General features: G+C 46.8%; 11 protein-coding genes. 6 read left to right on the top strand and 5 right to left on the bottom strand.

Annotated features, from left to right (window positions below):
- The first annotated feature begins 93 nt into the window (after window positions 1-93).
- The 4 genes from QT974_RS12045 to hppD all read left to right on the top strand — a co-directional run bounded on the left by QT974_RS12045 (window position 94) and on the right by hppD (window position 5,241).
- Window positions 94-1,365: an APC family permease gene (locus QT974_RS12045; RefSeq protein WP_333468715.1), complete on the top strand. Its 1,272-nt coding sequence runs from the start codon at window positions 94-96 to the stop codon at window positions 1,363-1,365.
- A gap of 42 nt (window positions 1,366-1,407) precedes the next feature.
- Entirely contained in the window at window positions 1,408-2,814 is a 1,407-nt protein-coding gene (locus tag QT974_RS12040) for an OST-HTH/LOTUS domain-containing protein (protein WP_333468714.1), read from the top strand.
- A gap of 239 nt (window positions 2,815-3,053) precedes the next feature.
- A complete protein-coding gene (locus tag QT974_RS12035; protein ID WP_333468713.1) occupies window positions 3,054-3,761 on the top strand; it encodes an SDR family oxidoreductase in 708 nt (235 codons plus the stop codon).
- A gap of 406 nt (window positions 3,762-4,167) precedes the next feature.
- The gene (hppD, locus tag QT974_RS12030; protein ID WP_333468712.1) at window positions 4,168-5,241 is read left to right on the top strand and encodes a 4-hydroxyphenylpyruvate dioxygenase; all 1,074 of its coding nucleotides are present in this window, start codon (window positions 4,168-4,170) and stop codon (window positions 5,239-5,241) included.
- A 203-nt stretch (window positions 5,242-5,444) separates the two neighbouring features.
- Here the strand turns inward: hppD and QT974_RS12025 are convergent, their stop codons facing one another.
- A complete protein-coding gene (locus QT974_RS12025) occupies window positions 5,445-5,972 on the bottom strand; it encodes a GNAT family N-acetyltransferase (RefSeq protein ID WP_333468711.1) in 528 nt (175 codons plus the stop codon).
- Window positions 5,953-8,082 (bottom strand): diguanylate cyclase domain-containing protein, encoded by a 2,130-nt coding sequence (locus tag QT974_RS12020; protein ID WP_333468710.1) that lies wholly within the window; start codon window positions 8,080-8,082, stop codon window positions 5,953-5,955. Before QT974_RS12020 ends, QT974_RS12025 begins: the two co-directional genes overlap by 20 nt.
- Window positions 8,083-8,578: 496 nt before the next feature.
- Here QT974_RS12020 and QT974_RS12015 point away from each other — a divergent pair, with 496 nt between their 5' ends.
- On the top strand, window positions 8,579-9,265 hold the full coding sequence (locus QT974_RS12015) for an HAD family hydrolase (RefSeq protein ID WP_333468709.1): 687 nt from the start codon (window positions 8,579-8,581) through the stop codon (window positions 9,263-9,265).
- A 555-nt stretch (window positions 9,266-9,820) separates the two neighbouring features.
- Here the strand turns inward: QT974_RS12015 and QT974_RS12010 are convergent.
- The 3 genes from QT974_RS12010 to QT974_RS12000 form a co-directional block, all read right to left on the bottom strand.
- Window positions 9,821-10,432 carry a CPP1-like family protein gene (locus QT974_RS12010; RefSeq protein ID WP_333468708.1) on the bottom strand — a complete coding sequence of 204 codons (612 nt, stop codon included), beginning with the start codon at window positions 10,430-10,432 and terminating at the stop codon, window positions 9,821-9,823.
- 244 nt (window positions 10,433-10,676) lie between these two features.
- A complete protein-coding gene (gene pgeF / locus QT974_RS12005) occupies window positions 10,677-11,555 on the bottom strand; it encodes a peptidoglycan editing factor PgeF (protein ID WP_333468707.1) in 879 nt (292 codons plus the stop codon).
- Window positions 11,556-11,623: 68 nt separating this feature from the next.
- On the bottom strand, window positions 11,624-11,749 hold the full coding sequence (locus QT974_RS12000) for a hypothetical protein (protein ID WP_333468706.1): 126 nt from the start codon (window positions 11,747-11,749) through the stop codon (window positions 11,624-11,626).
- Between the two features lie 848 nt (window positions 11,750-12,597).
- Here QT974_RS12000 and QT974_RS11995 point away from each other — a divergent pair.
- Entirely contained in the window at window positions 12,598-14,382 is a 1,785-nt protein-coding gene (locus QT974_RS11995; RefSeq protein WP_333468705.1) for a peptidoglycan DD-metalloendopeptidase family protein, read from the top strand.
- Window positions 14,383-14,909 lie beyond the last annotated feature (527 nt).

Genomic DNA, 14,909 nt, shown 5'->3' with positions numbered 1-14,909 from the left:
ATAGGACTCAAGTCCTGACTACGAACCTGATAGGACTCAAGTCCTGACTACGAACCTGATAGGACTCAAGTCCTGACTACGAACTATTTTTATATGTCTCCCCCACTTTTAAAGCGAGAATTGGGTGTTTTCGGTGCAACTCTCATGGGCCTCGGCTCTATTGTGGGTACGGGAGTATTTGTGAGTATTGGAATTGCGACAGAAATTGCGGGGCAGGGAGTGATTTGGGCTGTGGCTGTTGCTGCTTTTGTTGCTGTGTGCAATGGTCTTAACAGTGCTCAGTTGGCGGCGAGTCACCCTGTTAGCGGTGGTACTTATGAATATGGTTACAAATATCTCAATCCTTGGCTGGGTTTTACTGCCGGCTGGATGTTTCTTTTAGCTAAAACGGCTTCGGCTGCTACTGCTGCTTTGGGTTTTGCAGGGTATTTTTTAAATGCAGTTGGTGTTGTCGATCGCACTTACCATATCTTAACAGCATTAATCGCCCTCGCAGCCTTGAGTTTAATTGTCTTGATGGGAATCAGGCGATCGCAAATTGCCAATACTGCCATAGTCTCAGTTACACTCTTATCTCTGACTGTGTTTATTGCTGCGGGTTTGCCAGAGGTAAGGTGGGAAATGCCCAGTTTACAGAATGATAGCTCGATCGGCTCTATCCTCCACGCCACTGCCCTAATGTTTGTCGCCTACACCGGTTACGGCCGCATCGCCACCATGAGCGAGGAAGTGCGGGAACCGAGCAAAATTATTCCCAAAGCCATAATTTTAACTTTGGTGCTGACAATGGTGCTTTACGTGGCGGTAGCAATAGTTATCGCAGGCGCGGGGAACATTGATAAATTGTCCCTACAAACCGCAACCGCTGCTGCACCCTTGGAAATCATCGCCCGCAGTTTCCGAATTCCCGGAGTTTCGCAACTGCTAGCCGTCGGCGCCATTACTGCTATGCTGTCCGTCTTGCTCAACTTAATTTTAGGCTTGTCGCGCGTCTGGCTGGCGATGGGGCGACGGTTGGATATGCCGAGAATCTTGGCGCGACTGAATCCTGCGGGGACAACTCCCTATGTGGCTGTTGTGGTTGTCGAAATTACGATCGCACTTTTAATCCTCATCTTTGATGTCAAAACCACTTGGTCGTTTAGTGCTTTTAGCGTTTCGATCTACTACGCTATCACCAACACAGCCGCCCTGCAACTATCCCCCGCCGAAAGGCTTTACCCCCAGTGGTTGGCTTGGGTGGGCTTGGCTTCGTGTCTGTTTCTGGCTTTCTGGGTAGAGAAGCAAATTTGGCTGACAGGGCTGGCGTTAATTGGTGCCGGTTTAATTTGGCGGGCGATCGTCCGACTGCCGGGGAGAAAGTAACATTATGATAGATTGAGACACCATCCCGCATTGTAGAGGGCCATGCCCCATCGAACTTCCTTGCTAGCGACTCCAGAATCTGGCGCATTCAGCGCCATCAGTTGCTATATCGCTCAAACACTAATTTCTATTCAGGAACAACATCCCGAATGGATAGCTGAAAAATACAGGAAAACCGCCTGGGGGAAACCTGATTTTCAGTCAATTTTGATTGCCAAATTGACCAAAAGTTTCAAAGTAGCCACCGATACAGATTCCCTGCTGCTGACTGCCCAAAAATACCTCCAAATTCTCCTGATTCCTGAATTCGTTAATTCACCTCAATTCAGCAAATTATTTGCCAAAATTCAGCAGCTAGCGCTATCGGAAACAGCACCAGCCCCATCAACAAACTCTGTTTCCCCAAAATCTCTAACTCCCACCGCCAATCAAACAAATTCGCCAACTGTCGGCATTGCTATTTTGCTGCTAGATGTCGAAAACTTGCAACTCAACATCGAAACCGAAAAATTCCTAGACGGAATTTGCCACTATCCCATCCAAATCAAAGTTGCTTTTGCCAACTGGCGCAGCATGGGGAAGAAAGATGCCGAATTTCACCAGCGCGGCTATCAACTGATTCACGTCCCTCCCGGTAAAGACAGTGCCGACTTAAAAATGGCGACAGTCGGCGCATCGATTTTCGTACATTATCCCACAGCCAAGGAGATTTTTGTCTGTTCGTCCGATCGCGCCCTCACCCACCTCAGCAATACCCTGCAATCCCACGGATTAACCGTCTTTCAAGTCCGCAAGCAAATAGATAAAATCATAGTTTTAAACAGCCACACCGGACAAGTCGAAACCCATTCCCTGGTAACAGTACCGGAAATTACACCAGTAGAAAAATTAATTATTCAGCTCAAAGAATTAATCAAAAAAGAGCAAGAACGCACTTCAGCTCAGTGGCTCAAACTTTCTACACTTTCAGCGTTATTTAGGGACAATTATGGTTTCCCTCTCAATCAAGTAGTTGCCGAGCAAATGATTGGCAGTAAAACCAGAGATATTTTTCTCAAATATCCGACCGAGTTTGTCGTTCACAAACCCTCAGAAGGTTCTCAAACTTATGTCACTCTCTTTGACGTAAAATTATCATCGCAACCAATACTTAGCAAAGAAATCCTAAAAACCACCCCAGCAGCACCTGCAACCTTAACAGACATTAATTCTCTAGAAGAGTTGGAAAAAGCTTTAGTCAAAATAGTTAGCGACTTAACCGGTAATTCTCCTGAAAATTCTGTATTTCTCTCCAACGTAGGCAGCGAATTTCACCGACAATACGGCAAACAAATCACCCAAATAATTAAGGAATTTAATCTCGGTCGCAAGTTTCCTAAATTTTTGCAATCCTGCAATTCTCTACAGCTAAAAAAAACCGATAAAGGCTGGCAAGTTTCCCTAAATTAATTATCAAACAGCAATTATGAGATGAGTCACGGTAATCTGTAATTGGTAATTGGTAATGTACTAAGCCTGATTCTTCCTTCTAGCTAATGACCAATGACCAATTACCAATGACTAATGACCAATGACCAATGACCAATGACCAATGACCCATTACCAATGACCAATGACCAATGACCAATGACCCATTACCAGCAAGTTGAGTTATCATACAATCTGGACGTAAAGAAATGTAAAGGGATATGCAGGACAAAGTTGTAGTTGTGGTGGGTGCGACTGGGGGCATCGGTTCAGCAGTGGCTCGCAAACTTGCTAGTGCAGGTGCGACGCTAGTCCTCGCCGCCAGAGATAGCAGTAAATTAGACGCTTTAGCTAGCGAGCTTTCAGCAACAGAGGTGTTGTGCGTGCCGACAGACATCACCAATTTGCCACAAGTCGAGACGCTGATGCAAAAAGCTGTGGGGCATTTCGGACAAATTGATGCTCTTGTCAATGCCGCGGGTGCCGGAATTCTCAAGCAGTGGAACAAATTAGAACCCGCTGATTTAGATGCGATGCTTGACTTGAACTTGAAAGGCAGTTTTTACACGTCTCAAGCAGCCGCTAATGTAATGAAAGACCGCAAATCCGGTCACATCTGCAATGTCATCGGGATTTTGGGCAAGCATTCGATGGCAATGGGAACAGCTTATTGCGCTTCAAAATTTGGAGTAGTTGGTTTCAGCAAGTGCATGGCAGATGAACTGCGGCGCTACGGGATTAAATTTACGCTATTCTATTTTGGTGGGGTGGATTCTCCCTTTTGGGATAATGTGAGTTTGAAGGTAGACAGGTCAAAAATGCTGACTACTGAAACCGCTGCAAATGCAATTATGTTTGCTCTTTCGTCAGACCCGCAAGCTGTGCCGATGGAGATTAACATTCAGCCGGAAAGTCATTTGTTCTTTTAGCGATTCATCACAGCTTTCAAATTATTGAGCAGTAGCTAGTGGCCGGTCAGGGCTAGAAAAATTATCACATTTTTAGGCGCTAAAACTTGTGCCGAAACCCTAGAGTTAGCCTGTACTCTGCGCGCCGAGAGCGATACTTAGTAGCGCCTCAAATCATTTATTGGTCTAAGTCCTAGTTGCGATGGCTCAGCTACAATATTCTAGCGCTCTCACATACCAGGTTTCCTTTAACTGCAAATATATTTCTGCCTTCAGAGGGAGTGAGGATATTCAAGTTTTACGTTATTATTAAGCGAGCGCACAAAAAATAAATGCAAAATATCCATATCTCCCTCTCTCCCTGGCAGTTTTCCACTGAAAACTTGGGAATCTTAAACTTTTCACTTTCCATTTTCAATTATTGATTATGGAGTTCGATCGCATTCAGTTTTACGTAGAAAATGCTAAAATATCCAGCGACTGGTTTGTCAGCCACTTAGGCTTTCAATCAACAGCAGGTTATAGCAACAGCCAGACTCGCACTGAAATTGTCAGTAGCGCAAACGTATGTTTTGTTTTATCTTCGCCCCTGACAGTGGCTAGTCCCGCTGCTAGTTGGTTGAAGTTTCATCCTCCCGGGATTGCCGATGTGGGTTTTCGGGTAAAAGATATTGAATTAGCGGTAGCTAGAGCGGCCGCTGCGGGCGCGACAATCTTGGAACCAATTCAAGAAGAACTAACAGCAGCAGGCTGTTTTAAACGGGCCAAAATCGCTGGTTGGGGAGATTTAAGCCACACGCTGGTTGAGCGCATCGGCGAGAATTCACTGCTACCGACTTCTTCTAAGCTGCCGCTGTTTGCTACGATAGACCACGTAGTTTTAAATGTTGAATCTGGCGATTTGTTAAGTGCTGTTAGCTGGTATCAAAAAATATTAGGTTTTGAGCCTCAGCAAAATTTTGACATTCAGACTGAGAAATCGGCTTTGCGCAGCCAAGTTATGGTTCATGCTGATGGTGGGGTGCAATTCCCGATTAATGAACCGGCATCGGCTAATTCTCAAGTTCAAGAGTTTTTGAGTGCCCATCGGGGGCCGGGAATTCAGCACATGGCTTTGCAAACTGCTGATATTGTAAGTGTTGTTGCAGACTTGCGATCGCGCGGTTTGCCTTTTCTACCTGTTCCTCCAACATATTACTCGCAATTGCGACAGCGACAAAACTATTTACCTGCCGATTGGCAAGCAATTGCAGCTTCTGAAGTTTTGGCAGATTGGCAAGAAGATAGTCCCGCTGCGATGCTCCTGCAAATCTTTACTCAACCAATTTTTGCGGAACCGACTTTCTTTTTCGAGATTATCGAGCGCCGAGCTACCTTTGTTAACGGCAAACAAGTACAAGCTGGAGGTTTTGGGGCTGGGAATTTTCGCGCTTTGTTTGAGGCAATTGAACGGGAACAAATGAAGCGAGGAAGTTTGAGCCTCGATATCAAGTCTGGTTAAATATTTTTCCAAGACACAAACAATTTAAAAACCCTAATTTTTTCGTTAGTAGCGATGGTTATAATATCGTTTGCTGCATCTGAATTATATATTTGAATCGTCGAAAATCAACTCGAAAGCTTGCGAAATCATGTTGTTTTACGAGTTTATATAACTCGCCAAATAACATGATTCCGATGCTGCCAGATACCTTTAATTGCCGCTCAAATCTTTGCCAGCACTGAAATATCTGTCCACCCGTAGGCAATTTCTTTGAGCGCAGTTCCTGCTCTGCTTGTCTGTTGTTCATCCACTTTTTTACCTCCTAAAAACTCATAAAACCTGCAAGCAGAATTGTCTCCCAGTACCCAAACCATCAGGGAATTAAAACTTGATTCGGCTAATTTTGTGGCAACTGCTCGCACCAGTTTTCGTCCGATTCCTTGACGCTGATATCTCTCCAAAATATAGAGAGCAAATAATTCTCCTTGATAAACATATTTGCCCGTGCGCTCGCAACCACCAGCAGCAAAACCCACAATTTGTCCGGAGTCATTCTCAGCAACGCAGACAAAATCTCCAGTATTTTTAACGTTTGAGAGGATTTCTTGCCAGTTGGTTTCTCGTTTTTCATAGGAAATACTCGCGAGGTAATCTGCGGGTACAATTTTTCGGTAAGCTGTCCGCCATGTGTCTACATTAACCACTGCAATTGCAGGTGCGTCAGCAATGTTAGCTTCTCTCACAATCATCAGAAAATACTCCTTTCGGGCCCTGACATTCTATTTTCGAGCCTGCGCAAATAATCCGATCGCGCCCTTCTAGTTTAGCTCGATACAGGGCGCGATCCGCTTCTCTAATTAACCAATGAATCGATAATCCATCAACAGGCACAACATTAGCTGTGCCGATACTGAGAGTTACAAACTTACTTACCTTGGAATCAGCATGAACAATTGCCGCAGCTTTCAAATCCCTGCGAATTAATTCAGCTACCCCCATGGCTGCTTTCACATCAGTCTGCGACAAAATTAGCCCAAATTCTTCGCCACCGTAGCGGGCGGCTAAATATCCCCCCCGCTGAGCGTTGCGATCTAAAATCTCGGCCACTTGTTTTAAACATTCGTCGCCTCCTTGATGCCCGTAACGATCGTTATAAAGCTTGAAAAAATCGATGTCGCACAAAATTAAAGACAGCGGCTTTTTCTCTCGCTCCATACACTGCCATTCTAACTTCAATGTTTGGTCAAAACAGCGGCGGTTGGGAATTTGAGTCAATCCATCCACCGCAGCCAGCCGCTGCAATTCCATATTAGCTGCTTCTAATTCTAATTTTGCTTGTTCTAGGGCGAAATTTTTGCGAGCTAATTCTTCACTTTGCCGTTTTTCTTGTTCGTACAAAAATCGGATAGAAGCTTCGGCTGCTTGCAATTCTTGCTCGGCAGATTTTCGCTTGACAAACTGCCCTAATTGAGAACCGACAGCAGCCATCATTTGCAGCAAATCTTCATCTGGTGGCAGTTCTTCCCGGGAAAAAAAAGTCATTACTCCGACAATTTGACCGCTAGCGTGAATGGGGAAACCGACTCCGGATCGCAGTCCTACTTCTTCGGCCAAGCCCGATCGCAAGAAATCGCGATCGGCTACAATATCCGTAATCCATTGCCCAGATCCGCTCCGCCAAACACCTCCGGGTAAACCCGCACCGGGAGCAAAAGTAATCCGCTGGTCTTTTTCGGCAAACTCGCTAACTTCCCGCATCATCGGCCAAACTCCCAGCCGCCACAAACAAGGAGTTTCTTCGATGGGACAGCAAAGAGGCAGGCTCAAAAGTGGCTGTTTTTCCCATTTTTTGGTCTGGGCCAATATAGTTTCTTTCTCCCCATCTGCGGGCGTCCAAAGCTCACCAATATCCCACCCAAAATTTTCGCAAATAGCTTGGATAATTTTCGGAGTTGCGAGCTCTACAGAACTTGATTCTGACAGGATATGAGTCACAGCATACTGTGCTTTTTGACGATTTTTTATGCGCTGTTGCTCAGTAATGTCTCTGCCAATATAAACAAAATCCTTTATGGCATCGCTATCTGCATATTTGCTTGTGATGCTGGTCTCGAAAGTAGAGCAGGAGAATGCGAGAAGCAACTTTAAACCTATTTTAGTTTTACAAACTACTTTTACTTGATGCCAAGATTCATTTTTAAGTGCCGCAGGTAGCTGGCTGACTTGGCGCAACAATTCCTCGTCAGCCGTAATCATTGATATCGATTTGCCGATAAATTCCGATTCGGTATATCCAAATAATTTTTGCGCTGCTTGATTGACTTTTTTGATTTTTCCCGATGTTGCTGTTACCAACAAAACATCGCCTAGGGAGTTAATTATTTTGTCAATATAGTCACTATCTGCCGCTAAATTATCGAGTTTCATACTGTTCTCGTTAGCTGCCTGAACTATGTTTTGCTGAGCTGATATCCTGCGGGTCACATCTTCGCATAATATTATTAATTTATCGGTATTTGCTAATTCCTTACTACCAAAAATGCACAAGTTTATATACAAATAAGACCCGTCTTTGAGCACTCTAGTAATTGAGTTTAACTGAAAGTCTTGCTTTCGTCCTTGAATTATATCTTCCAGGATTTCTTCAAGTCCGATCAGTTCGGGAAAACTCTCGCGCACATCTTTTCCTTTGCTTACTTCCTCAGGAATGTCGGCAAAATTTTGGACGTTCAAAGAAATTTCTTGAATTTCAAGTTTCCGATCGACTACCAAATATTCAAGACTGCGTAAGGATAACAGCTTACTAAGAAGGATATTAATACTTCTCTGGCTGCTCTCTAAACTTAATGTTGAAAGCATCTTGTTATTATAGAGCATCACTCTCAAATTAGCAGATAAAATTAGTTGGTGTTTGACTGATATTTTTCAGATAATTTTTGTCCGGGCGAATACCTACAAGTGTTACCGATCGCTCATTTATCGAAACAGTAAACTTGAGATTTTCCCAGAATTTTTTTACTGATTTGCACAACAAATAAAAAATATTAATTTGACTATTTTTTTTTGAGCAATTGCAGTCAAACGCAGCCTGGATTTAGACTTAGATTTATTAACAATAGGTAGCGGCGAACACTATTTGTGCAGCACATCTTAAATTGTAGATTCCCTGATATTGGTTGCCACCGCTACATTGGAGGGTTAGCACAGTTTAATTTAACTGTTTCCTTTAATTAGCACCATTTATATAAACATTACATCCTCGGGGTATTTGTGTCAAGTTTCGCAAAAAAAGCTGTTACCTTTAATTGATATAATCTTGAACAATTTGTAGAAAATCTTAAAAATACTCTGGTAAATGCTGAGACTTATTACCGACTTTGACGGCCCAATAATGGACGTGTCCGATCGCTACTACCGAGTTTACCAGCAGTGTCTGGCCGAGACTCAACGCGACGATCAACCAGTCTCCGAGCTACCGAAAACCGAGTTTTGGGACATGAAGCGGGCGCGGGTTCCCGAAACAGAAATCGGCATCTTGTCAGGCCTAGATGCAGCCCAAGCCGTGGAATTTGCCCAAAAACGGCGTCAAACTGTCCACACTCTCCCCTACCTGATTTACGATCGACCTGTTCAGGGCGCCGTAGAAACCTTGGAGAAGGTGCAGCGTGCTGGAGTAGACTTAGCCGTCATGACTATGCGCCGCGTCAGGGAACTAGACGAAGCGTTCACCCGCTGTCATTTAGGGGGATTTTTCCCAGAAAACCGCCGCTATTGCCTCCCCAACGATTACGTCAAAACTGGGGATGTTAAAGATAAGCCCCTGCTGATGGCAAAAGCTCTAGCCGAACTGCCGCCAGCTTCTGACATTTGGATGGTGGGGGATACCGAGGCGGATATCGTAGCAGCGAAAACCCACGGTGTCAAGGTAATTGGTGTTTTGTGCGGAATTCGCGATCGCACCCAACTAGAAATGCACCAACCAGATTTAATTGCCAACAATTTGAGCGAAGCAGTTGAAATGATTTTATCTAATCAAAATTAGTCCTGCCGTCTGGCCGTCGGGCCGTCAGGAGTGCGAGCACTTCAACAGCTCGCCAACAGCAGTCCTGCGGTCATTAGCGTTGCCTTGTAGTTCGACTTGTGGTTGAACTACAAGGCAACGCTCAGTTACCGTGTAGCCGAAACCCGCCCAAGCTCAGCGCAGTCGAAGCTCACACTTGGGCGACTTATGAGCCAGCGTAGCCGAAGCCGGTCGTCGGGTCATCAGTCATTACCGTTGTCCCAAGAACTCAGTCATCAGTTATCAGTCATTAGTTATTAATGAGGTGGCAATATCTGTTGCTGATTGCGATCGACAAAGCAGTCCAAGTCTTTCTGACTGCTTTGATAACAGAGCGCTCCCTAGAGCGTTGCTCGCCATCACACTTCAGGACATTTATTGATGTCAACCTACTCAGTCATTAGTTATTAATTGTTAGCTGAGCTGATTTGTCCGAAGTTGTAGTTTCACAGTTATTAGTTGCTGACGGCAGGACTAATGACTAATAACTAATAACTAATAACCAATGACTAATAACTAATGACTAATAACTAATGACTATCGCAGAAAACCGCTGACCAGCCACAGAATTAAAAACGTAAACAAAGCGATAAATTTCTCTGTTGTGATAAATGCCGTACCGAGCAAAGGGCCCATAAGACCTCCCAGTACCAAACCTATAACCAAGCCAGCCACAGTCAGCAGCACGGCCCGACCAAATTTTTGTTCCTTGCGATTAACAAAATAAAGACAAGAGCCGACTCCCAGAGCCAGAGTCAACTGTAGTAAAGAATCATTAGCCGCCGGATAAATACTCAGTCCGCCCAATCCCGCATATACCCCGGCCGGCCACAAAATGTCCGATCGACTAGGAGTATCGATCAGGCGCTGCAACCAAGCTGGGCTGCCCGTAGGAGGAGATGGAGTAAAGCTAGCGGGTGCCGGAGTCAGGCGCTCAGGAAAGCGGATGCGTTCTGGCACTTTAATTTTACCTTCTTGTCGCTGGCGCAGTCGATCCATGAGAATCGCGTCGTAAGCAGCCTCGATCGATTCCAAACGTTTCTTGTCACCGCTGTACTGCTCGGCTTTGCGCGTGCGCGCCTCTTGCACTTCATCAAAGGAAGCATCTTCATCGACTTCAAGCAGTTGATAGGGAGTTGGCTCACTCATTGTAATAACCCGCTGAACGCTCTTGTTATAGGGCAATCTTAACAAGAGAGGAAAGCGGGGCGGGGGCTCTTGCCGCTTTCCCAAAATTTTTGCTGCTAGTTTTTAGTGTTTTGAGACAGGAACCAGCAAACCTTACGAAGGCAAAAGGTAGAATAAATTCGGCATTGGCAGTTCAAAAATCATTTATTCAAAGATGTTTATTTTTACCTTTGCCGTCTAAATTTTTAGCTGGTGCCCAAGGCCTTCAGCAGGGACTTGTCCTGCTGGCGCTGACAATTCCCGACCACTGGACTTTTTTAAGTCCATCGCGGCGGTAGGAAAAAAAGCGAGCCGAGTCAGAATAAGTACAAACAGGAGCCAGCGCCACTTGAGAGCGATCGATTCCCAATTGTTGCAATTGCAGAACATTGCAGAGGCGAACATCCACACGTACCTTTGACGGCTCCGGATCGGTCAGTAAGGGCGATTCTGGCAGTTGGTGCAAAAACTCGCAGATGCCGTCGGCTGTCGCACTAACGGCACTCTCCGGAGCAATCGTCGCTCCAAGAGACGCTGCCACTTCCACAGATACCTGGTAAACCTCTCCAGCGATCGCCGGCCCCATAGCAATCTTCAGATTTTCTAGTTGACTGCCGGCTGCCAAAAGTTGAGCGATCGCCTCTGGTAATATCTTAGCAGCAGTCCCGCGCCAACCCGCGTGAACCGCGGCTACAAGTCCCGTACCGCTGTCAGCAATCAGCACCGGCACGCAGTCTGCCGAGCAAACCCACAGCGCCTCCAAATCTCCCGAAGCTACCAAACCATCAGCCTCTGCATAGGTGGGGGTAGCGGTGGACGGTACCGACGCCACCATGGGCGACAACTGACTGGTTTTGAGTACCGCATTGCCGTGTATCTGTTGGAGGCGGTAAACCGCAGCTCCCGGCGCCAGAACTTCCGTGAGTTCGATCGGTCCCGAGGGCGAGAAATCGCGAGTAAAAAAGCCGTGAGACCACCGAGACAGCAGGCTGCAAGTTAGATAAGGCAAGCCTCCGGAGGTTTGCCACTGCCAACTGCTCCCCTCAGGTTGTCCGGCGCCGTCAGAATTAAGAAAATTTGTCACGCGATCGCCAGCTACAGTCATTAAACTTATCCTTCTCCAAGCGGATCAATTAGCTTGTCTTGTAAGCTGTTATGTATTTAAATTGTATGTTAATAAATCATCAAACGATGAGTCGAGCAGGCGATCGAAGGCCCGCCCCAAATATCTAATTTAAATGCACCACAGCTTCGTAGTGAACGATCGACAACTTTGCCAGCCAAGTTTAAATATTCCATATCTGCCATCAAAAAAACCGGGATTTCTCGGCAGTTAACCCACCAAGCCGAGGCTGCGTAGTTTTTCTCTGACCCAACAGAGGTGAGCTGCCGGCAGATAGGGAAATCGGCAGAGCGAGGTAGAATTTGACTTTTGGGGAATAATTGATTGAAACATACAGCCTTTCTCAAAAAAGTGAGGTATGCCCGCTAATCTTATGCCCGGCCGGGGCCCATGGCCGGCCGGGGCCCATGCCCATGCGTACCTGATCTTTCTGAGAAAGGCTATAGATTTATGTGTGGAATCGACCGCAGCTTAATTAACAGACACGAACGCCAAAGCGCTATTATCAGTGTGACTTTCATTCAGTTGACCTGTGACAGTTGACCTGTGACAGCTTGCCCCCCAAGCGAAGCCAAAGGGTTGACCTCGAAGGGCGACCTCTAAGAAGGAAGTCCAAGGATTGGAATAATGAATCGTCTTTTTTTAATTTCTCCCTACAAGGGTTCTGGCTTTAAACCAATTATTTTTGGTCACAGGCGCAGCGGATCGGTGCGATCGGGATCGCAAAAACTAAGATATGGAAGGCGACTCGACACAACAAGCTGCGAGCTGGTTCGACACGAAAAAAATTGCCTCAAGCCCGGTAAAATCAGTTAAGTCTGTATATAGAAAAAGATTGCCATAGATTCGATCCAGACCCCGCCCAAAAAAAGATACTGGCTTTGCGACTCCTGTCGCGAGCAGCCCGAAACTTGAGAGCAAGATTCTAGAGAGCCAAATCCATCTGGTATGGACTACATCTCAAATTTCAAACCCACTAAATTCGATCTCCTTGCGCCCCCTGTTGAGTTGGGAAAAAAAAATCGTGAAACCCTTTCCAGACAAGCAAATAACAACCCCTTTGAACACCAAACAGCAAAAAAATCACCCCACAGGCGCCCAAACCCGATCGCGCCTTTTGTCCGAACGCTCACTGCTGGTGGGACTGGGTTGCCTTGCCAGTCTGGGACTGCTCAGCAAAGGCATAGTTTGGGCCCAAACCGAAACACCGCCAGCAGAACAAGCCGTCCCCGGCGCAGCAGAGCTCCAGCCGCTATTTGAAGCTCCTCTAGCGCCCCCGCAGCCGACAGCCAGCGAAATACAGCCACAACCAGACCCTGCACCGCAAGCAGAAGTTCCGAGCACAGCGTCAGATTACGTCACAGAAACACCTCCGGCTCAATTTTATCTACCAGAACCTGCGCTGATTCCCCTTCCAGAAGCCACAGCCCAGGAACCTCCTTTTGAAGCGCCAGTTAACCCAGCAGCCCGCGCCGAAACCGACACAACAGACTACAGTGCTGGCGCGAACGGCGGCTACGAAGCGCCAACAACCATCGAGTTTGCAGAACGATCGACCGGCTGCGAAGGTTCCCTCTCATCAGGACAAGGAGTTGGCGGTTTGTGCGGGCCTGTTGCTGCGAACGAACCCGCCACAGCAGAAGCCGATCCTGGCAGCTACAGCCCCGAAACCCCGATCGCCCGCAGCTCCTATATTGCACCCCCTAAGCCTCAAAATCTGCCAGCGGGCGGGCCCGGGAACACTCCAGGGAGCCTACCGAACATTATTCCCGGAACTGTTGCCGAAAATAATAGCGTTCGTATCAGCGGCAAAGTCGGTCAAGCCGTCCCACCAATCAGCAACCAGATTTGGGGTGGTTCAAACCAGGCCCAATCAGCTTATGCACCGCCAGCCTACTCGGCAGACGGCGGATACTCCGCAGGCGCTGGATACTCCGCAGACAGCGGGTACTCCGCAGACAGCGGGTACTCCGCAGGCGCTGGATACTCTACTAACCCTGCATCTTACGGCGGCGGTGCTAGCTCGCCCAGCATGGGACTCGGGCCCGTGCAAGTCGGTGCCATTAGCGTCAGCAGCGGCAGCAATACAGGGTTTGCTTACTACAATCTCACGCCCCGTCCTTTAGGAATGCCCGGAAATGGCAACACCAGCCTGCTGTTTCCCCTATCTATTGCAGCAGAAATTACTTCGGCATTTGGATGGCGAACTCATCCGCTCAGCGGTAATGGCAGGTTTCACACCGGCACAGACTTGGGGGCCCCGATGGGAACTCCGGTGCTCGCGGCTTATGCTGGTCAAGTGGCGATCGCCGATTGGTTGGGAGGTTACGGTTTGACAGTGGTGCTCAACCACAGCAAAAAGTCTCAAGAAACTCTCTACGGACACCTTTCGGAACTGTTTGTCAAACCCGGAGAGTGGGTGAAACAAGGAGATACGATCGGGCGCGTCGGCAGTACCGGAATGTCTACAGGGCCTCACTTGCACTTCGAGATCCGGCAAATGACTGACCAAGGTTGGGTGGCGATCGACCCTGGTTCTCAGCTAGAATTCGCGATGGCGAAAATGATCGGTAGTTTGGAAACCGCCAAAATACCCCAAATGCCGAAAATCGTGGAAACACTAAGTGCTAGGGGGCTCAAAGATTTGGAAAATGACCTGCCCCAGCTTCCACCTCTGCCGCTGGGAATGGATATCGAAGTTCACAACCTTCAGCCACCATTCCCAGAATTGATCAAACCTGACATTTCTAAGATCGTCAAATCTTCCGAAGCTGTTAAACCCAAAATTCAGAAGCAAGCTAGCAGATAAAAATTGGGGACTAAGCTGTTAGTGATTTAATTTTATTGCCTCAACCCCTTGCAGTATGGAGTCTGACCCACAAATAGTGCAGTTTGAATGTCGAACAGTTTACTCCAACCACGATCGCCATCAACTAAATTTGTAGCAGACTCCAATTGCACCAATCTTTGAGGAATCGGTTGATAGCACTTAACAAAGGAAGTCCGAGGATTGGAGTAATATCATGTCCGGTTGATTACCATCACAAAAACTGTTTGTAGTCCGCTTTATGCGGAGAACCCAAGTCCGCACTACAAACTTTACTTATTGGGTCAATCTATCGGACATGATATAATGAATCGTCTGATTTTAATTTCTCCCTAAAATGGTTCCAGCTTTCCACCAATTCTTTCTGGTAAAAAAGTGAGGAATGCAAGGGTGCATCTCAATGTGGCAAGGGCGAAGCATGACCGCAGGCAATTTATTAGTAATAAGCAGAGATTTACGGAGGTCATGCTTCGCCCCTACGAAGATATTTGCAAAAATGAGATGCACCC

Source organism: Microcoleus sp. BM001215392, assembly GCF_036700185.1.
GTDB lineage: Bacteria > Cyanobacteriota > Cyanobacteriia > Cyanobacteriales > Microcoleaceae > Microcoleus.
Note: the sequence above shows the minus strand (reverse complement) of the source record. Positions and strands in the feature narration are given on the sequence as shown.